Consider the following 18,432-nt stretch of genomic DNA (forward strand, 5'->3'; position numbering starts at 1 on the left):
TATTACCAGATTTTATCGGGAGCGTTTCATGAATTACAACGGACTTATTAAAGGCGCCTGGTCGAATGGCATCGCCAAGAAACTCTTGATTTTGCTAGGCCTTTCCCTGGTCATCTTTGTCATAGGCGTTTTGCTTGGCTCATGGGTGCTTGGCGAAAAGACGCTTGGCTGGAAAGGTTTCTTGTCGGGCTACGTCGTCTTTGCCGTGCTGTTCATCAGCGTCATGATAAACGTTTTCAAGAATACTTCCGAGTCCATGCGCGAAGGCAAGAAACACGTCGATGTGCGCGGTCATGTACTTGTGCTTGGTGCGGGACATCAACTCAAAAGTATCTTGCGTGCGCTCGCAGGGGATAAGCGTCCGATTGTTGTCGTGAGCCGTTGCGATATTGATGGACATTTTATCCATTATAAAAAGGACTACGAAAACGAAGAAGACTTGATTTTTGCTGGTGCTCTTTTGGCAGACCAGATTCTCGTGATTGGCGAAGATGGTCCGGAACGCGATTCCCGTAACTTGCATTGCATCGAGGTGCTTCGCAAAGTGTGCGCCAAGTCTCCGCGCGATATCCATTGCCATTTGCTGTTGAGCGAACCTTCGTCTTCAGAAATCTTGTGGTATCTGAAAGCTCCTGAACAGAACAAGGGACATCTGCTTGTTGACGTGTTTAATGAATACGAGTTCATGTCGGAACAGTTGCTCGTGGGCACAGACTTTTTGCCGACGATCCGTGAATCGGAAAATGAACGCTTGCATGTCGTGCTGATTGGCACGGGACCGATTGCCCAGGCGGTTGCGTTTGCGGTTGCAAACATCTGCCATTATCCGAACTACAGCCGTACGGGTTTAAAGACTTGCATTACGTTTGTCGATGAAGATTGCGAAAAATGGGTAGACCGCTTGGTGGTCTCCCGCATGGGGCTCTTTAGACTTTCGAAGTACACCTACGTCGATGCGAATGGCAACAAGGTCTCGCATGATCCGGAAACAACGCGAGGGGATTACCTCGATGTCGAATGGAACTTTGTTGATGCCTACTGCGAAGCGGACTTGGCTCGTAACTTTATTGCCGCTGTGGCGGCAAGCCCTAAGGAACGTCTCGTTGTGTGCATTTGTAAGGAAGACGCGTCCAAGGCGATTTCGACACTCGTGCATTTACCGCGAGCCGTTTACGACAATGCAGACATTGCCGTCTACTGGCGTGAAGCGAACGACGATATCATCAAGAACATCAACGAAAGCGGCATGTATGGCTATGTGCGCATCATGGGTGATATCGATGAAATGAAGGAGTTTGTGCAGTCCAAGCGCGTAGAACGCGGTCAGCGTGCAAACTACGTTCGCGAACGCCATTTGAATCCCGACACTCGCGATACCGAAGAAAAACTCTGGTACCAGTTGAGCGAAGCCGACAAGACTTCTGCCATTTACTGCGCAAACGCGCTCCCGCTCCGCAAGCGTTGCTTTGAAATGACGGACGATGACTATTTGCTCCGCGAAGCGGAACATCGTCGCTGGATGATGTCCATGCTCCTAATGGGCTACCGCTCAGGGCCTACAGATGAGCGGACGTTTACGCGTCACGACATTATCCCGTTCGACCGTCTCCCCGAAGACCAGAAGTCCAAAGATTCGTACATTCTCGAAAATGCTGAATACATAATGAACGGGTAGTGCGGCTTTCCTTTTGTCGCGGCATTTCTATTGTGGCGACTGTCTTAAAACAGTCTTTAACAAACGAAAAAGCCTCCGCAATTGCGGAGGCCTTTTCAAATACTTGCACGTCTAAGTTTGTGCGTTTAGAAGAATTACTGGATGCGGACGTTCACGCGGCGGTATTCTTCTCTGGAACCGTACTTAAACTTCTTGAACATGCGCTTGCCGTACCACTTAGCAGTGATCTTGGAAGCCGGGATGTACTTGGAGAATTCTGCCTTAACGGTTTCAGCACGGCGCTGAGAAAGTTCGTCGTTGTAAGCGACAGAGCCGAGGTCGCAGGTGTAGCCTTCCACGAGGAGGGATGCGGCATCGATGTTGGTCTGTGCAAACTTGGAACCGACTGTTGCGATGACTGCGCGGCCTTCGCTGCTGAGTTCTGCACTAGCGAGTTCGAAGAGGCTGCTCACGTTCGGGAATTCGATCGAGGTGGCCTGACCGTTTTCAACCTTGGCAAATGCATCGTTGAGGTATGCTTCGACTTCGGCATTCGTGGTCAAGAAAACCTGAGAGTTGTTCTTGATAGCTGCGAACTTGGAGAAGTCAAACGGTGCCGGCTGTTCTGGTTCCGGTGCCGGAGCTTCGACCTTGACCGGTTCCGGCTGCTTGACCGGAGCGGGCTTTTCAGATTTCTTGTCACCGCAAGCGACGAGGACAGAGAGCGAGAGAGCTACCGGAAGAATACGACCAATTGTTTTTACCAGATTCATTAAAAACCTCCGATTGAAAAGTGGTATAATCCTTGGATCGCTTTTTAATATAAGTAAAAAAAGCAAATAAGGAAAATTTTTTTTATTTGTACAAAAAAAATTCGCCTATTACGGCGAATTTTTGTATGGAAATTGTGCGTTTTGCGATAAAAAACGAGGTTTAAAACGTTATTTAAGTTTCCATTCGAGCGTTTGCCCGGCAGCGAGCGGTACAACGCTGTTCACGACTGTAGGGACAGTCCACGATTCCTTGACAACTTCGATTTGCTTTGTCGTGCGCGGGAGGTGGTAGAAGTCTGCGCCGAATCCTGCGATGAAGTTCGGGAGCTTGTCGAGGGCGCCTGCGCGGTCAAATTCCTGTACCAAAAGCGGGATGGCGACCGGTGCACTGTAAACGCCAGCGGCGCCGCACGGGCATTCCTTTTTGCCCTGCTGGTGCGGGGCGGAATCGGTACCGAGGAAGAACTTCGGGTTTCCGCTGAAGGCGGCTTCGCGGATGGCCTTGCGGTCTTCTGGGCGCTTCGGCAGGGGCTTGCAGAAGTGGTGCGGGCGGAGTGCATCACCGACGATATCGTCGAGAGTCATCATCAGGTGGTGTACCGTGAATGTGGCGGCGACGTTTGCAGGGAGGCGCTTCACGGCTTCAACGGATTTGGCGCTGCTCAAGTGTTCGAACACGATGCGTAGCTTCGGGAACTTTTCGGCGAGCGTTTCGACGCGCTTGATAAAGGCGGGTTCGCGATCCAGGCAGAATTCACCGGGTTCTTCGCCGTGCACACAAAGTACCAAGCCAAGCTTTTCCATCATGGCGACAACCGGGAACACCGCTTCAAAATCGCTGATGCCGTCCTGGCTGTTGGTCGTCACGCCTGCGGGGTAGTACTTGCCGGCGACAACGCCTACTGCCATCATGTCCTTCAAGTCCTGTTCCGTATAGTTCGGGTTCAGCTTGAACGTCATGAGCGGTTCAAAGTCCGGGCGTACCGGAGCGGCGGCTTCGAGAATCTGTTTTTTGTAGTCTGCAATTGCTTTTGCGCTAGTCATCGCGGGGACGGTGTTCGGCATGATGATGGCGCGGCCAAACTGGCTCACGAGATCACGAACGTAACCGGGCATGAGTTCGCCCTGGCGCAAGTGCGCATGAAAATCGTCTGGTAAAGGGAGAAACATAACTGTAATTAAGTATTAGGTGAAACGGATTGAAGGTCGCGGAACTGGTCCTTCGAAATTTCGTTGTCCGAATGGAGCCAGTAATCAAAGGAGTGCGGCTCGGTAAGCTTTTTCTGGTGCAAGAATACGAGGTTGCAGTCCAGTTCTTTGGCAATCATGAGGTCGTGTGTGACGATGATAATGGACGTCTTGAACATCGTTCGCATGTTGTCGATCAACGGCAAGAGGTTTCGGCGGTTGTAGTTGTCGAGACCTGCGGTCGGTTCGTCCATGAGCAAGAGCTTCGGGTCCATCGCCCATGATCTTGCGATGGCGACGCGCTTCTGCATGCCCACGCTGAGTTCGTGCGGGAACATCTTGGCAAAGTCGCGCACTCGCATCAGGTCCATAGCCATGTTGACTTTTTTGGCGATTTCTTCGTCGGTCCCCATTTTGTGGTAGCGGAGCGGAAGTGCGATGTTGTCTACAACTCTCAGGTTCGAAATCAGTGCGGCGCTCTGGAGCACATAACCCACTTGGCGATTGGCTACTTCAAGTGCGGTAAGTCTTTCTGACGGAATGTATTCGCCGAAGTAATAGATGTGTCCCTTGAGCGGGCGTGCAAGTCCTGCAATCAGTCGGAGGATGGCGCTCTTGCCTTTGCCCGAAGGTCCTCCAATGCAAATCGTCTCGCCGAGTTTTAGCGTGAGGTTCGCTCCTGCGATGAGCTGGTTTTCTTCACTGCTCTTGCTGGTCCTGATATTTTCGAAATAGCTAACAGCCCTCGGTATCGAGAACATGGTTCCCGACAGCTCGTTTCTCGAAAGATAAATGTTTTCAAGTCTGAGGGCTTCGTCTAGCATCTTTAAATAAGCGTTGAAAGGTTATTCATGTAACTGATAAAGTAGTACAACGAGAGCACGACGTCAGCAAAAACGATGTAGAGGAAAGACGAAATAACCGAACGGGAGGTCGCCTTTGGCACTTGGCGAATATCGCGCTTGATGTTGAGCGCCTGGTAGCATGCGTTAGTTGTAATGATGATGCCGAAGACGAGCGGTTTTACAACGGCAAAGACAAAGTCCGGAATAGTAAGCGCCTTGGTAATTTCGGTAGAGAGGTAGCTCCACGTAATCTGCAAGTTGGGGGCATTACCGGTAACGAAGATGATTGCCTTCGTGACGAGGAAGCCTGCTCCAATGGCGCTTGCGCTAAAGATGATGTTCATGATGATGGTCGCAATGGTGCCGCCGATAACGCTAGGCATGACAAGGTAACGGATGGGGTTGATACCCATGGTGGCAAGAGCGTCCACTTCGGAGTTGATGACCATGCCGCCGATGTATGTGGTAAGCGAAGATCCTGTACGACCTGCGATAAGGAATGCCGTAAGGATGGGACCCATTTCGCGGATGAGGACTACCACCATGAGGTCGCCGACAAAGCCCGACATGCCCATCTTGCCCATGAGGGAGATGACTTCGATGATGGTTACGGTTCCGAACAATGTTGCGACGATGAACAGCGGCGGGAATATTTCGATACCCGTAAAGAACGTCTGCAAGATGATGTTGCGGGAGTCGCTCTTGAAGTTGTGGCTTTTGTCGAATAGGGACGCAACTGTGCGGAGAAACAGGGCGATGAGCTGCCCGAGTCTACGCTTCAAGATGAATATACCGAGCGTGTGGAACAATCGCCCGACAGGGGTCATCTTTTGCCAGTTTTTAAGTCGCGTCTTTTCCATTATCGCTATGTATTGCCTCTAGGATTTCGGTCCAGAGTTCGTCGAGCCCGGTTTTCTTGAGCGAACTGACGCAAAGCGGCTTTTGGTCGAGGTCCAGACGCTGCTGGATGTCGCGGAGCCCCTTGGCGAGTTCGGACTGGTTCACCTTGTCTCGTTTGCTAGCGACAACCAACACGGGACAGCCCGTGGCGCGGATGCTTTCGACTGTTTCGATGTCGATGGGCGTTCCTCCGTGGCGGATATCTACGAGGTAGATAAGTCCCTTGAGGTCCTTGCACTTCTCGACGTATTCTCGGATAAAGTCGGACATCTGGTCGCGCTTTGCATTGTTGACTTTAGCGAACCCTACACCTGGTAAATCTACAAGAAAAAATTCGTCATTGACTTTGAAAAAATTCAATTCGCGCGTTTTTCCGGGGGTCGAACTGATTTTCACGAGTTTTTTCTGACCCATGAGGGTGTTCATGAGCGAGGACTTGCCCACGTTGGAGCGTCCGAGAAACGCAATTTGCGGGAGGTGTTCTTCGGGGAGACCCTTGAGGTTCACGGCTGCCTTGACAAACTTTGCCGAACGGACGGTGTAACCGCCAACTTCAACAGGGGCCTGGTGGACGACTTTTTCTTTTGTACTCATAAGGAAACTCTCCCTTCGAATGCGCGAAGCATGGTGACTTCGTCGATGAATTCCAGGTCGCTGCCCATTGGGATGCCGCGGGCAAGGCGGGTACGTTTGACGTTGACGCCGGCGAGCATGCGGTCGATCATGAGTGCGGTGCTGTCGGCTTCGGGGCTAGAACCGAGTGCAAGGACAAGTTCTTCGATGTTTTCTGCTTTGATGCGTTCCACGAGTTGCGGCAGGTGGAGCGCTTCGGGGCCGATGCCGTCGAGCGGGGAAATCACGCCGCCGAGGACAAAGTAAAGGCCTTTATGGACAGACGAACGTTCGAACGGCAGAATGTCTGAATTTTTTTCGACAACGCAGATGGACTTGGCGCCTTCGCGGGCTCTGCACGTAGGGCAGATGTCTTCGTCGGTGAAGGCGTGGCAGCGCGGGCACGGGTGGACCTTTTCGGCGGCCTGCATCAAGCTATCGGCAAAGCGTTCGACATCGCCTTTCTTGCGCGAGAGCATGTGGTAGGCGAGGCGGCGTGCCGTCTTCAGGCCAATCCCCGGGAGGGAGGCAAATTCAGAAATCAGGTTTTCTAGGCTTTGCGGTTCTACGTTCATGAGCGGGAGTCCAAATGCGCGTACAGCATGATTGTCAGCCATTCCTGGATGTGCTTCATGCCCACCCAGACGATGGCGCCTTTGACGCTTTCGATGACAGGCTTGTTGCGCACGTCTGAATTCACGAACTGCAAAAGGTTCGCCGAAATGTCCGGGTGCTTGTCGAATTCATCGCAGAGGACTTCGAGCGTCGGGCGTGTGCGCAAGAGCTTGATGATTTCTAGGATGGCGGCCGATGTGGCGTCTATCTTCTGGCCTGTTACGATCTCGGGCTTTGCAAAATAGAATCCCTGGAAGTAATCGTAGCCGATGTCTTTGCAGCGTTTGTATGTCGGTTCGTCTTCAACTTTTTCGGCGAGCAGCTTGATGTTCTTTGATTTAAAGAACTGCGCCGCTTTTGCGATGTCTTCGGGCGAGTTGTCGACCAGGTCCATCTTGACGTAAGAGACGTATTCGAACAGCGGCTCAAAGCGGCGGATGTATTCGTCGCTCATGATAAAGTCGTCGAGCGCAAGTTCAAAGCCGAGAGACTTGTGACGCTGAATGGCGCGAATGAGATTTTCGTCTACAGCGACGTCTTCGAGAATTTCGATAACGAAGCGGTCTGTATTCAAGAGACCGAACAAGTTGTCGAGAAGAATCTCGCGACTGCAGTTGATGAACGCCTTACTTTCACCGACGAGGCGTGTAAGCCCGATGCTGTTCAAGATGTTCTCGAGCACCTGGGCGGTCGCCTGCAAGTCGCTTGCGATAACCGCAGTATCGCTACTTGGCGAGTCTCGGAATAGCAATTCATACGCGAAGATATTTCCATCGCGGTCGAGAATCGGTTGACGTGCCAAGTAAGCGAGAGATTGCATTTTTAGTTCGGAATGCGGAATTAGGAATTCGGAGTTTCTAGTTAGTAGGAAGCTGTAAGAACTTAGTTGGCAGACTTTAGAAATATTTAGGTCAGTAGTCTTTAGTCAATGGTCATTGGTTTTAAAGTATGGCGCCATAGGCGCGAATGCTTGTCTAATAACTAATGACTAACTACTAATGACCTTTCCATTATCTAATTCGTTAAATTCTAGCGCTTTCGATGCCGAACAGGAGAATGCTACGGGCGCCTGCGTCCCAGAGCTTGTCCATGATGGCGTTGGCTTCTTCGCGCGGCACCATGGCCTTCACGGAGTACCATTCACGACCGTGGAGCTTTGTCACTGTCGGGGCATCGAGACCCGGAGTCATTTCACAAGCCTTCGAGAGAAGTTCAGAGGGGCAGTCGTACTCGATCATCATGTACGTCTGTGCGACGAGCTTGCCCTGGATGCGGCGGATGAGCGTGTTGACTTCTTCGAGTTCGGTCTTCTGCGGGTTGCAGAAAATGGCGGCGTTAGAGCGGAAGAGCGGTTCGCCGATAATACGGAGACCGGCCTGCTTGAGCGTCGTACCCGTTTCGACAACGTCCACGATAGCGTTTGCGACACCGAGGCTCACGGAGATTTCGACGGCGCCTTCGAGCACCACGAAGTCCATCTTCTTCTTGTAGTAGCTTTCCACGATGTTCGGGAAGCTCGTTGCAATCGTTGCATCCTTCAAGTCAGCGAGACTCTGGATCGGGCTTTCGTTCGGGACTGCAGCGCAGAGCTTGGAAGCGCCAAACGGGAGGTCCAAAACCTTCACGGCTGGGCTCTTCGCTTCAGCGTTGAAGTCGATACCCGTGATGCCTGCGTCGATGATGCCGCGACCCACGTACATCGGGATGTCGCTCGGACGGAGGAAGAAGAATTCGATACCGTTCTTGGAATCGATTTGGGTCAAAGTCTTGTAGGGCTTGGATGCCTTGTAACCGCAGGCTTTGAGGAGTTCCTGGGTCGGTTCAAAAAGCATGCCCTTGTTCGGGAGAGCTACCTTAATCATAGTTTTGCGTACACTTCTTCGAGGGTGAGACCTTTTTCTGCCATCATGACGGCAACGTAGTAGAGCACTTGAGAAAGTTCGAGGCACTGGGCGTCGCGCGATTCAAAGCGGGCTGCCATCCAGCTTTCGGCGGCTTCTTCAACGAGCTTTTTGCCGATGCCGTGCGGCCCCTTCTTGAAGAGTTCCGTGGTGCCCTTGCCTTCCGGCATGTCTTTCTTGCGCTGGCAGGCCAGTGCGTACATTTCTTCAAACGTCATAATTAGACCTCTTTAGTTTTACACGCCCAAAGATAAAAATTTAGGGACTGCTTGTATCGACGCATTCTGTGAAAATGATGGGAAATTCGTTGATTTGTCATGCCCGCCGCCGAGCGGGCATCTCCTTTTTGACGAATTTATATTTATATTCATTATCATGAGTTGGTTTGAACGTTCGACATTTTGGAAGGGCTTGATCGGGGCATGTTTGTTCTCTGGTTCTTTGGCGTGTGCGCAGTCGATTGTGGCCGAAGAAAACATTGTGATGGAAAAAATCGTCTACAGAGATGAAATGTTCCGCACAACACCTGAAGGTTTGTCGAAAATCCGTTCCAACATCACTCCCGAAGTCTACACCTCTGGCGAACGCTATTTTCCGGTGATGCTTGTCGAAACAGCCGATTTCAAGGCCTTGGATTCTGCTTTTATTGCAAGGATGTTCAATGAAGAAGGTTTCAAGGAAAACGGGGTATACGGCAGCGTTCGCGATTACTTTATAGAAAGCTCCAATGGACAGTTTAAGCCAACGTTTGACATCTACCCGATAAAACTTCCTAATAATTTTAGCAATTACAATTCCGATAGCAAATTTATTTTGCCTTCTATAGATTCGCTGGTCGAGCGCAGTGACTTTAAATCCCATGCGAGCATGTACGGAAACGTTATTCCGTTTATCATCTTGCACCCCACCTCAAAAGAAGAAGCAAACAAGTACGACCGTTACTTTTTTAATCACATGGATGCCTTGAAAAATAGCACAGGTCGAATTTATTCAAAAAACGGCTACAGCTTTAATAGCTACGCTTTTGTATCGCAGAAAGCAGAAAAGAAACCTAATGCTACAAGTACAAAAGATGTTGCTATGCTTGGGGCTTTTATCCATGAATTTTGCCACGTTTTGGGACTTTCTGATTTGTACAGTACAAACGAGGATGGCTATGCGACAATCGGTCCTTTGCCGTATGATGTGATGGCACTTGGACTTCGCAACGGAAACGGAGGCTATCCACCGACATTCTCTGCGTTTGAACGCGAATCGGTGGGGTGGCTAACACCGACAGAAATTGCAAATCCCGATAGCGTCTATGTCTTGCAGGCTCTTTCAAAAATGCAAGCGTATGCGGTTTCAAACCCGAAGTATCCTAACGAATATTACCTTATTGAATACCGTCCTGCGGTAGGCTTTGATTCGAAAATTAAAAATTCGTCTTATAGCGGCAAACAAGGTAAGAATGGTGTTTTTATTTGGTATATCGATTATGATGCGAGAGTCTTTTCGTCCAATAAGACAAATGACGATGTCAATCACCAGCGTGTCGAAATGCGTTCCGTGTTGAGCCAGAATCAGGAATACTTTACGGGCTTTAACTTTATCAATAATAATGGCAATGCATCTGTCGAAGGGATTTTTAATGTTGTCTTTGACGGAAATGACCGAGTTTGCTTTACGGTAAATCGTTCTAAGACTTTGGACAAATGCCCTGATATCGCTTCGTCCAGCTCTGAAGCTGAATCGAGTTCTTCTGTAGCTTCGTCAAGTTCGCTGGCGATTTCGAGTTCCTCTGTTGAATATTCAAGTTCGTCTTCGTTTGGCACTATCGGGCTGCTCGGTCATCGCTTGGTGCCTGGAATGCAAGTGCAATTGTCGCATGGAATCTTGAATGTGAAGATTCCGATGTCGGGCAAAAAAACGCTACGTTTTTACGATGCAATCGGAAACATGGTCGGTATGCATTCGTTTGTCGAACAGTCCGCTTCGGTCGATATTTCCGGGTGGAATCGTCCCGTCTTTGTGCGGCTTGACGTGAATGGGCGCCTGATTTTTGCAAAACGTGTGGCTACTTTGATGAAATGAAGTAGCAAAAAATCCGAGTTAACTATATTTTGCATGTTAATTTGGTGCCAAAGTGGTGCATTATTAGGATGAGGAATCGGATGAAGAACATTTGTTTACTGGGGAGCGCATTTGCTCTTGCTTTGTTAGGTTGTGCATTTACGAGAGGCGATAGCGTCTCCAAGGCTGAAAATTTTCAGGGCAAGACGGGCATTATCGGCGTGTTTCGCCAGCCTGCTTATTACTGCGGCGAAGGTATCCCGCATACGATGATGCTTGGCGGCAAGTCCATCATTGTAAAGCCCGCCTTTAGCAGCGAACAGGAAAACGTGTTCTTCAGCGAAATGAAGCCTGGCGTTGCGACGCTTACGGAATACAATTACACTTGCGGTGAAAACGAAAACAAGATGCAGCTCGATACGACAGGGGCTGGCAATGAACGTTTCCCGACGTCGGTCGTGATTCCGGAGAAGGGCTTCTGCAAGGTGGTCGTCTCGTTTATGGATGGTGACACGCTGTTTACCTATAATGGCGAACTTTTGAGGGAGCAGTTTGCAAAGGCGGAAGTGGCGGTAAATACCGATAGCATCCCGTATTGCGACATTCTCGACAACAAGGGCCAAAAGATCTCGATGGTCAATCGCGATTCCGTTTTGGACGTGAAGTTTGCCGCTGCGGTGAAGGATGCGGCCGAAGCTCTTGAAGAAGAAAAATTCTCGGTCGTAACGCTTGATGATTACAGCGACAAGGTCACTTGGAATGGCGATAAGTCCAGACTCCTTGTGGTCACGCTTACGTCCGATCCCGAGACTTATAAGGATGGCGAACTCGTCAAGTCCGATAGCGTGGTCTGGGTCGTGAATGAAAAGGAACTGTTGCTTTGGTACCAGGATCATAAGGATGGCGTGCGCAACTGGGACTTGAGATTCAAACAGCTCTTTGGCGAACCGAGAACGTCCAAGGCAACGCACATGGCGTTCTTGTGGGTAAAGCCGGATGACTTGATGCGCCCTGCATATATGCCGGATGTAAAGTCTTACGACATGCGTACGGCGTTTGAAGGCGAACTGAGTAATGATGCCGAAATTTCGGAACGCATGATGTGGTTCAAGAACTGGTTTGACGCTCGCGCTTCTAAAATTTATACAGGACCGGATGCCCGCCCGTGGACTCGCTTAGGTTATACGTACGACTGGGGGAGCAAGGCGGACAAGTATGGGCTTACGGAATTTATCGTAGTGCCGGGTGCTGAAATGGATGTGCGCTTTACGCGCAATCTGAAGTTCATCGCCAACTGGATGAAGGATCGTAAATAGGACCTAGTTAAGTTTAGACTTTTTAATGATTGCTCGCCATAGTGTTTGGCGGGCTTCTTTGTATTTGCGTTCAAAGGCTGTTTCTGGGGCGATTGGGTCAAAGCTCTCGCACTTAATTGTCATTCCCGCTTCCGCGCGTTCATCAAAAACAATTCTCGCGGCTTCGGCGAATTCCCGAGCGTAGATTTCCCAATTCGTGCGGAGTTCAATTGTTTTCCCGAGCGCAAGGAGCGTCGGGAAAATCGGGTGCATGTGGAAACGTCTCGTGGCTTCGCTCTGCTTGGGCCACGGGTTCGGGTAATATACGGCATGGTACGGAATGGTCCACTTGCATGCTTTGACGTAATCCAATGCGAGTCGCCAAAAGTCTAGCAGTTCTGCGCGAATCCAGAATGCGTTTGCGGGAACGTCTTCGCCCGCCGTTTGCGATGGGTTGCCGGCCTTGTTCAGGCGGGCGCAGGACTTGTCTATCCCAATGACGGGAATGCCCGGAAAGCGGCGAGCGATGTGGATTGTGCTTTCGCCTGTTCCGCAACCGGAATCTAGAATGACAGCTCGCGGCGCAGTCTCCGCATTTGCACCGGGGGCGCCATCGCGTATTGCATTTGTCACCCCGGACGCTGTTCCGGGGTCACCATTTTTCCCGTAAAATTTCTCTACAAAAGTCTCGACTTCTGCAAATGCTTCTCGTGTGTGGTCTGCGATAGGACGCAAAAAAGTTGTCCGTGCGTATTTGCGGACAACTTCTTCAAGATCTTTATGCAGGGTTTCCTGATTCGATGTTACGGAATTTGCTCCAGACATTATTTGTTCGATTTCCAGATGTTCAGCAAGTCATTGCCGATGAACTCGAGATTGTCGAAGTGGAGTTCTGCATCGCTGTGGAATACGAGACCGATTGTAGTTGCGCTCTTGCGCGTTTCTTCGTTGGGCACAATGTCTGCAAGTGCGAACTTGTACTTCTTCTTCTCTTGCGTGAGCTCCATGAAGGTCTTGCCGATGGTGAATGCTGCTCCACCAAGCGAGGCGTCGACGTCCTTGAGCGTTGCATCAATAATTACAAAATCTGCGGTGCCTTGGCCCCATGCTTCAAATGCAATCGTATCGATGGGGGAGAGGTCGTAGCTTACACCGGAATTTCCGATATCCACTTTGACAATGGCGCTAGCCTGCTTGTATGCGGATGTATCCGGGAACTCAATTGTAAAGTGGACTTCCTTGCCTCCGTTCCCATCATCTTGGATAACGGCTACAAAAGGTGAGCCGAAATTTGCATAAGATGCTGTCGGAGTGATTGTAAACGATGCAGGGTTTGATGAATCGTTTATAAATACCGGATCGGTGTTTATCGCCCACTGTCCACCAAAAGAGCCGAATATGAAATTTGTGTATTCGGGAGCCAGGCGGTGATAGAAGTCCCCGTCTTCAAAATCGTCAATGAGGAGAGTCTCTTTTTCCGGTTCCGGAGTGTTCGGCTTGAGTGTCGTGACGGAATCGCCTGCATCTGTTTCAACAGTGACCTTCACCGTGTCGGCGGTTTCTGCCGGAATAATCACCATGTTCAGGTGACCTGCCGGGAGACCGAAGATTTCGAACTTGCCGTTCGTGATGGCGGCAGAATGGTCGAGGCCGCGGAACTTGACGTAGCCGTTCATGTTTTTGAGGCTTTCAGTCGTATCGTCAATAAAGTCGGTAATCGAACCACCGATAAAGACTGACTTCTGCAAGTTCTGCTGGCCGAGTGCAACGTCGCTTACGGTATCCTTGACATCCACAGGGAGCTGGAGTGCAAGTGCAGATTCATCAAGGGTGGCTTCCATCGTGTAGTTGCCAACGGCGACGTGTTCAATGGAGACAAAGCCGTTCGAGTCTGCGGTAGCCGTATAGCCTTGACCGTCGAGACTGTTGTGCTCGACGAGCTTGACGCGTGCATTTGCTGCAGGTGCATTGGCGATAAGGATCTGTGCAGTGATGGCGTTGCCAGCTTCTGTGCCGCTCGGGCCGCCACCTGCTACGTTGTCAGAACCGCAGGCGCAAAGCGAAAACCCGATTGCAAGCGGTGCAATCAGCGAAATCATGCGTCTGTTGTTGTTCTGCTTCAAGTCCATACCCTTAATATATAATTTCTTTTTGAAAATCATTTTGCACCTCCTTTGTTTTCGGGCGAGGTAGGGCCTGTTGCCGGGTCGGCTACCTTGTCGGAGAGGGGGTACATGGCGATGTTCAGTGCGTATACGCGGTCGGCGCGTTCGCTCTTGCGGGCAAACTGCAGAAGGCCGCGGCGAAATTCTTCAATCTTGTGCTTGATTTCGGGCAGGTCGGATTCATCAGCGGTGAATACCACGCTCGAAATGTCGCGTTCTTCGGGCTTGTGACGGTCAAGTGATTCCTGCGCAAGTTCCATTGTGTGTCTGTGGAAACTGCGGACTGCAGAACTCTTGACTTCGCCGCCGGTGCTGATAATCTGGTCGGTAATGTTCCAGCCGCCGGTGCCGTCCGGCACGACGAGCCCAAGCTGCTTCAAGATGCCGAGCGCGTTGCGGGCGTCATCCTGCGAAATAGGCGGGTTCAAATGCTTGCCGAGACCTGCGATATCGCTCGTGTCCTTCGTAATGCCGATGAGGGCGCGGAGCGCTGCGCATGCCCAGCTGCCAAAGTAGGCGAGTTCCGGTTCCGAAAGCACGCGCGTTTCAAGGGAACGGAGTTCCAGGAGCTTGTAGTAAAGCTCGGAGAGCGTCTGCTTCGCCTTGGTCTTGTTGAACCTGTAAAGGGTCTTGAAATATTCTGCCCTTCGATCGTCTAGGCCGCAAATTCTGATGAACACGGGCAGGGTGCTCTCGTTCAGATGGCCTTCTTTTTGGAAAACTCGAACAAGCCAGGCCGGGTCCACGCCGGTTTTCTGGCCGAGATAGCGGTACGAGGTAAACGGGTTGTCTTTCTTGGTCTCGACAAACCAGTCCTTAAGGTACTCGCGATATTCCAGGTAATCTAATACTTCAGGCATACCCTATAATCTATATTATTATAGGGACGTGTTGCGAAAACGCGTTGAGAAAATAGGCTTCGCGTTGTAAAATTTTCAACGAGCGTTGTAAATTGCTGTTTTTTAGCGAAAAACGCAAGGTGCAGAGGCCTGTCATGCCCGCCAGAGCCTGCCCCGGACAGGTTCCGGGGAGCGGGCATCACCCTCTTGACAACTCTATCCTTCTAAAAATTTCAACAAATCTGGCATTTTATTGTGCGCGTCTTCCTTGCCGAGTTCATAAAGTTCCGCAATTTTCTTCTTGTTGCTCTCGATGTCCGAAATCTTGATGAGGCGGCTCGGGCGGTAGATGAAGACTTTTCCCTCGGACTCGAGCTTGGCGAGCTTGTCGAGCGCCTGGTTGTAGCGGATATGGCGCGTGGCGACCGCTTCGACGAATTTCGGGTAATGGCGGAACGCAAGCTTGACGAGCGGGAGAGCCTTGTTGATCTTTTTGCGGTAACCGAGCGGACGTGTGAGGATTACGACCGCGCGTTCAAAACCGCTTTTGAACATGGGTTCGAACGGGATGCTGTCGGCAACGCCGCCGTCCAGGAACTTTTTCCCGTGAATTTCGACAACCTTGCTTAAAATCGGGAGACTTGCCGATGCGCGGATGCGGTTCATGTCGTCTTCGTTGCGGTAGTCCAAAATGCGCGGGTATTCGGCAAGACCGGTTTCAACGTCTGTCATGCAGACGCGGAATTCGGTTTCTTGGCACTGGGCGGCGAACTTGTCAAATTCAAACGGGTCAATTTTGTATGGAATTTGCTTGTAGCAATAGTCGAAAGCAAAGTAGTCGCCTGTGAAAAGCAGGTTCCTGAAGCTCATGTAGCGCGGGCTCTTGGAGTGTACGGTATCGACGCGGAAGTTGCGACCTATTTGCCCCGAGAGGAAACTGCATAAGTGCGTGGCGCCTGCCGATGTGCCGCAGGCCCCTCCAAACTTGATTTCTTTGTCGGCGAGTATGTCAAGAACGCCGCCGGCGTACGATCCGCGTAAACCGCCGCCCTCGACAACAATGGCTGTGTTTTTGTACTTCATAAAATTAACCCAAATCCGACTTATTAATCTATATTAATTAATTTGGCTATTTAACTACTTTAAACTTATTTTTGCATAATTTGTATTGATTTTATCCAAGCGTAATCTTTGGGGTGATTTACGAATTTTTCGGGATTTTGAGCGAACATGGCCAAAAATTCATCGCGCGTCATCAAAATGAAGTCGTCTACTTCGCCTGGCTGCGGAACGAGATGTTCCACTTCTTCGTCAGATAGCGTTATCTTGTACGTGTCATAATATTCGTTGTCGAAATACGTTCTGTTGTTTAAAGCGTTCTCGTGGGTCGCCTCAAAAAGGTATTCCAAGTCTTCGGGGCGTTTGGTGATGCCCATCTCTTCGCGGAGTTCACGGACGCCAGCGTGTCGGCTGTCGTCGCCTGCGGTAATATGCCCGGCGCAGCTCGTGTCGAGCAGGTTTGGGTTGTTTTCCTTGAGGTGGCTCCGGAGCTGAAAGACGATTCTTCCGTCAGGAGCAAATGCCCAAATGTGGACGGTACGGTGCCAAAGTCCCTTCGCATGGACTTCTGTCCTGCCGCGGGAATACCCCGCCGGAGTGCCGTCGCTGTTCAAAATGTCAATCATCTCTTCTGCCATGTCTACCCGCCCGAAAAAAACTTGTTGCAGTATAATATAGTAATGAACGAAAATGTGTGGACGGCAAGAGAAATTTTTTTCTAAGCGCAAATTTTTCAAAAAAAAATACCTTGACCTAGAGCTAACTCTAGATGTTATATTTTTAGAGAACATCTAAACCAAGGATGAATGGCTATGGACAATACCGCGCAGAACGATTGTGAAAAAGGCAAGGAAAGAGGTGTACATGGGGGTAAAGCAATGAGCTATTCTATCGGTGAGGTTGTCAAGAAGACGGGTCTCTCTGTGCATACGTTGCGCTATTACGAAAAAGAGGGACTGCTTCCTTTTGTGCAAAAGAATAAATCCGGAATGCGAGCCTATTCCGATATGGATTTGCAATGGTTGACGATGATTGAATGCCTCAAGGATTCGGGGCTTCAAATCAAGGAAATCCGCCAGTATATCGACTGGTACCGCGAAGGTGATTCTACGTTGCAGCAACGATTGAAACTTTTCCGAAGCCGTCGTGAGGCGGTTGAAAAAGAAATGAAACGCCTTACGGTGGTGCTGAACAAGATCCACTTCAAGGAACTCTTGTACGAGGAAGCTATCAAGCAGGGAAGCCTTGATGCCGCTGACAAGAATCCGAAACTTTTACGACTCAAGAAAAAACTGTTCGAATCACCGGACGATTTTGACAAGGTAACAGGCTAGACGTGAAAAAATTAACGAAGAAAAAGAAAATTATGATTATCGCACTTTCGACCCTTTTTATTTTGGGAACCGTTGGCGTGCTGTTCCTGAACCAAGCGAAATTTGGGCGTATTCCGCAAGGTAAACGCCTTGAACGCATCAAGCAGTCACCACATTACGATGGCCAGAAGTTCGTGAATGACGAAAAGACTGTCACAATGACGGGCGATAAGAACTTGTTTGAAACGACGCTTGAATTCTTGTTCGGCAAAAGGTCGCAAACCGTTCCCGATACAGCGCTGACGGTTGTCAAGACGGACTTAAAATCGCTACCGCAGGACCGTGATTGGATTGTCTGGTTCGGGCATTCTTCGTATCTGATGAACTTGTCCGGGAAAAAGATCCTTGTGGATCCCGTGTTTTATCAGGGCTCGCCAGTAAGCTTTGTGAACAAGATGTTCAAGGGAACAGACGTTTACAAGCCTGTCGACATGCCGGATATCGATTACCTGGTGATTTCGCACGACCACTGGGACCATCTGGATTATCAGGCCGTGAAGGAACTCGAACCGCGCGTAAAGCGTGTGGTGACGGGACTTGGCGTGGGTGAACATTTTGAATACTGGGGTTACCCTGTCGAAAAACTCGTGGAACTTGATTGGTGGGAAACTGTTGACTTGGAAGCGGCTGAGGATGCAAAGTTTGTGGTGACATCGACACCTGCTAGACATTTTTCGGGTCGTGGGATAAGGCCGAATAAGTCGCTGTGGTCCTCGTTTGTGTTCAATACTCCGAAACGCACTGTTTGGATTGGTGGTGATAGCGGTTACGGCAAGCATTTCAAGAAGATTGGTGAAAAATTTGCAGATATCGACCTCGCCATTCTCGAGAACGGGCAGTACAATGAAGATTGGAACCAAATTCATGCCTTGCCCGAACAGCTCAGTAAAGAAATGCTGGACTTGAATGCAGACCGCTACATGACGGTTCACCATTCCAAGTTCTGCTTGGGTTACCATACGTATTTTGAACCGCTCGAAAACGCAAAACGCGCCGCTCAGGAATCAGGAAAGCTTGTGCTTATGCCGCAAATGGGCGAAGTAGTGTATCTGGAGTAGTTTTTGCCGAAAATCTGTAAGGGGTAGACCTTTTTGTTTGCCTTTTGTAGCGCGGTAAAATTATATTAATACTAGCAACTGGAGGGACGCAAATTGCGCAAAT

General features: G+C 50.1%; 19 protein-coding genes. 5 read left to right on the forward strand and 14 right to left on the reverse strand.

Annotated features, from left to right (window positions below):
- Positions 1–28: 28 nt before the first annotated feature.
- Positions 29–1,675, forward strand: coding sequence for a potassium channel family protein (locus BUC30_RS10400; protein ID WP_073424795.1), 1,647 nt, complete (start codon positions 29–31; stop codon positions 1,673–1,675).
- Between the two features lie 134 nt (positions 1,676–1,809).
- On the opposite strand, the gene BUC30_RS10405 is transcribed toward BUC30_RS10400, so the two are convergent.
- The 9 genes from BUC30_RS10405 to hisE form a co-directional block, all read right to left on the reverse strand.
- Positions 1,810–2,427 carry an OmpA family protein gene (locus BUC30_RS10405; RefSeq protein WP_073424796.1) on the reverse strand — a complete coding sequence of 206 codons (618 nt, stop codon included), beginning with the start codon at positions 2,425–2,427 and terminating at the stop codon, positions 1,810–1,812.
- Between the two features lie 168 nt (positions 2,428–2,595).
- A complete protein-coding gene (gene pyrC / locus BUC30_RS10410) occupies positions 2,596–3,597 on the reverse strand; it encodes a dihydroorotase (protein ID WP_073424797.1) in 1,002 nt (333 codons plus the stop codon).
- Between the two features lie 8 nt (positions 3,598–3,605).
- Positions 3,606–4,376, reverse strand: coding sequence for an ABC transporter ATP-binding protein (locus BUC30_RS10415; protein ID WP_073425016.1), 771 nt, complete (start codon positions 4,374–4,376; stop codon positions 3,606–3,608).
- A gap of 65 nt (positions 4,377–4,441) precedes the next feature.
- The gene (locus BUC30_RS10420) at positions 4,442–5,320 is read right to left on the reverse strand and encodes an MlaE family ABC transporter permease (protein ID WP_073424798.1); all 879 of its coding nucleotides are present in this window, start codon (positions 5,318–5,320) and stop codon (positions 4,442–4,444) included.
- Entirely contained in the window at positions 5,301–5,954 is a 654-nt protein-coding gene (gene yihA, locus BUC30_RS10425; protein WP_073424799.1) for a ribosome biogenesis GTP-binding protein YihA/YsxC, read from the reverse strand. The genes BUC30_RS10420 and yihA overlap by 20 nt, the downstream gene beginning before the upstream one ends.
- Positions 5,951–6,589, reverse strand: coding sequence for a recombination mediator RecR (recR, locus tag BUC30_RS10430; RefSeq protein ID WP_244536588.1), 639 nt, complete (start codon positions 6,587–6,589; stop codon positions 5,951–5,953). The genes yihA and recR overlap by 4 nt, the downstream gene beginning before the upstream one ends.
- Positions 6,544–7,407, reverse strand: coding sequence for an EAL and HDOD domain-containing protein (locus BUC30_RS10435; protein WP_073424800.1), 864 nt, complete (start codon positions 7,405–7,407; stop codon positions 6,544–6,546). Before BUC30_RS10435 ends, recR begins: the two co-directional genes overlap by 46 nt.
- Positions 7,408–7,609: 202 nt before the next feature.
- Positions 7,610–8,449, reverse strand: a complete 840-nt coding sequence (hisG, locus tag BUC30_RS10440; RefSeq protein WP_014545871.1) for an ATP phosphoribosyltransferase — start codon at positions 8,447–8,449, stop codon at positions 7,610–7,612.
- Positions 8,446–8,706, reverse strand: a complete 261-nt coding sequence (hisE, locus tag BUC30_RS10445; protein WP_014545870.1) for a phosphoribosyl-ATP diphosphatase — start codon at positions 8,704–8,706, stop codon at positions 8,446–8,448. The genes hisG and hisE overlap by 4 nt, the downstream gene beginning before the upstream one ends.
- A 157-nt stretch (positions 8,707–8,863) precedes the next feature.
- Between hisE and BUC30_RS10450 the strand changes: the two genes are divergently transcribed.
- Both BUC30_RS10450 and BUC30_RS10455 read left to right on the forward strand, forming a co-directional pair.
- A complete protein-coding gene (locus BUC30_RS10450) occupies positions 8,864–10,561 on the forward strand; it encodes a metallopeptidase domain-containing protein (RefSeq protein WP_073424801.1) in 1,698 nt (565 codons plus the stop codon).
- 80 nt (positions 10,562–10,641) lie between these two features.
- Entirely contained in the window at positions 10,642–11,856 is a 1,215-nt protein-coding gene (locus BUC30_RS10455; protein WP_073424802.1) for a hypothetical protein, read from the forward strand.
- Positions 11,857–11,859: 3 nt separating this feature from the next.
- Here the strand turns inward: BUC30_RS10455 and BUC30_RS10460 are convergent, their stop codons facing one another.
- The 5 genes from BUC30_RS10460 to BUC30_RS10480 all read right to left on the reverse strand — a co-directional run bounded on the left by BUC30_RS10460 (position 11,860) and on the right by BUC30_RS10480 (position 16,536).
- Positions 11,860–12,660, reverse strand: a complete 801-nt coding sequence (locus BUC30_RS10460) for a tRNA (guanine(46)-N(7))-methyltransferase TrmB (protein WP_073424803.1) — start codon at positions 12,658–12,660, stop codon at positions 11,860–11,862.
- The gene (locus BUC30_RS10465) at positions 12,660–13,997 is read right to left on the reverse strand and encodes a carboxypeptidase-like regulatory domain-containing protein (protein ID WP_073424804.1); all 1,338 of its coding nucleotides are present in this window, start codon (positions 13,995–13,997) and stop codon (positions 12,660–12,662) included. The genes BUC30_RS10460 and BUC30_RS10465 overlap by 1 nt, the downstream gene beginning before the upstream one ends.
- Entirely contained in the window at positions 13,994–14,860 is an 867-nt protein-coding gene (locus BUC30_RS10470) for a TIGR02147 family protein (RefSeq protein WP_014545866.1), read from the reverse strand. The genes BUC30_RS10465 and BUC30_RS10470 overlap by 4 nt, the downstream gene beginning before the upstream one ends.
- A 195-nt stretch (positions 14,861–15,055) precedes the next feature.
- A complete protein-coding gene (locus BUC30_RS16450) occupies positions 15,056–15,922 on the reverse strand; it encodes a patatin-like phospholipase family protein (RefSeq protein ID WP_073424805.1) in 867 nt (288 codons plus the stop codon).
- Between the two features lie 65 nt (positions 15,923–15,987).
- A complete protein-coding gene (locus BUC30_RS10480; RefSeq protein WP_073424806.1) occupies positions 15,988–16,536 on the reverse strand; it encodes an NUDIX hydrolase in 549 nt (182 codons plus the stop codon).
- Positions 16,537–16,704: 168 nt separating this feature from the next.
- On the opposite strand from BUC30_RS10480, the gene BUC30_RS10485 reads away from it, so the two are divergent.
- Entirely contained in the window at positions 16,705–17,232 is a 528-nt protein-coding gene (locus BUC30_RS10485) for a MerR family transcriptional regulator (RefSeq protein ID WP_244536589.1), read from the forward strand.
- 2 nt (positions 17,233–17,234) lie between these two features.
- Positions 17,235–18,329: an MBL fold metallo-hydrolase gene (locus BUC30_RS10490; protein WP_244536590.1), complete on the forward strand. Its 1,095-nt coding sequence runs from the start codon at positions 17,235–17,237 to the stop codon at positions 18,327–18,329.
- The last annotated feature ends 103 nt before the right edge of the window (positions 18,330–18,432 follow it).

The sequence above is a fragment of the Fibrobacter sp. UWB7 genome, from assembly GCF_900142945.1.
Lineage (GTDB): Bacteria > Fibrobacterota > Fibrobacteria > Fibrobacterales > Fibrobacteraceae > Fibrobacter.

Excerpts from the sequence above, each read along its gene's own strand:
- BUC30_RS10400 (WP_073424795.1), top strand. The coding sequence starts at position 29 with ATGAATTACAACGGACTTATTAAAGGCGCCTGGTCGAATGGCATCGCC.
- BUC30_RS10405 (WP_073424796.1), bottom strand. The coding sequence starts at position 2,427 with ATGAATCTGGTAAAAACAATTGGTCGTATTCTTCCGGTAGCTCTCTCG.
- pyrC (WP_073424797.1), bottom strand. The coding sequence starts at position 3,597 with ATGTTTCTCCCTTTACCAGACGATTTTCATGCGCACTTGCGCCAGGGC.
- BUC30_RS10415 (WP_073425016.1), bottom strand. The coding sequence starts at position 4,376 with ATGTTCTCGATACCGAGGGCTGTTAGCTATTTCGAAAATATCAGGACC.
- BUC30_RS10420 (WP_073424798.1), bottom strand. The coding sequence starts at position 5,320 with ATGGAAAAGACGCGACTTAAAAACTGGCAAAAGATGACCCCTGTCGGG.
- yihA (WP_073424799.1), bottom strand. The coding sequence starts at position 5,954 with ATGAGTACAAAAGAAAAAGTCGTCCACCAGGCCCCTGTTGAAGTTGGC.
- recR (WP_244536588.1), bottom strand. The coding sequence starts at position 6,589 with ATGGCTGACAATCATGCTGTACGCGCATTTGGACTCCCGCTCATGAAC.
- BUC30_RS10435 (WP_073424800.1), bottom strand. The coding sequence starts at position 7,407 with ATGCAATCTCTCGCTTACTTGGCACGTCAACCGATTCTCGACCGCGAT.
- hisG (WP_014545871.1), bottom strand. The coding sequence starts at position 8,449 with ATGATTAAGGTAGCTCTCCCGAACAAGGGCATGCTTTTTGAACCGACC.
- hisE (WP_014545870.1), bottom strand. The coding sequence starts at position 8,706 with ATGACGTTTGAAGAAATGTACGCACTGGCCTGCCAGCGCAAGAAAGAC.
- BUC30_RS10450 (WP_073424801.1), top strand. The coding sequence starts at position 8,864 with ATGAGTTGGTTTGAACGTTCGACATTTTGGAAGGGCTTGATCGGGGCA.
- BUC30_RS10455 (WP_073424802.1), top strand. The coding sequence starts at position 10,642 with ATGAAGAACATTTGTTTACTGGGGAGCGCATTTGCTCTTGCTTTGTTA.
- BUC30_RS10460 (WP_073424803.1), bottom strand. The coding sequence starts at position 12,660 with ATGTCTGGAGCAAATTCCGTAACATCGAATCAGGAAACCCTGCATAAA.
- BUC30_RS10465 (WP_073424804.1), bottom strand. The coding sequence starts at position 13,997 with ATGATTTTCAAAAAGAAATTATATATTAAGGGTATGGACTTGAAGCAG.
- BUC30_RS10470 (WP_014545866.1), bottom strand. The coding sequence starts at position 14,860 with ATGCCTGAAGTATTAGATTACCTGGAATATCGCGAGTACCTTAAGGAC.
- BUC30_RS16450 (WP_073424805.1), bottom strand. The coding sequence starts at position 15,922 with ATGAAGTACAAAAACACAGCCATTGTTGTCGAGGGCGGCGGTTTACGC.
- BUC30_RS10480 (WP_073424806.1), bottom strand. The coding sequence starts at position 16,536 with ATGGCAGAAGAGATGATTGACATTTTGAACAGCGACGGCACTCCGGCG.
- BUC30_RS10485 (WP_244536589.1), top strand. The coding sequence starts at position 16,705 with ATGGCTATGGACAATACCGCGCAGAACGATTGTGAAAAAGGCAAGGAA.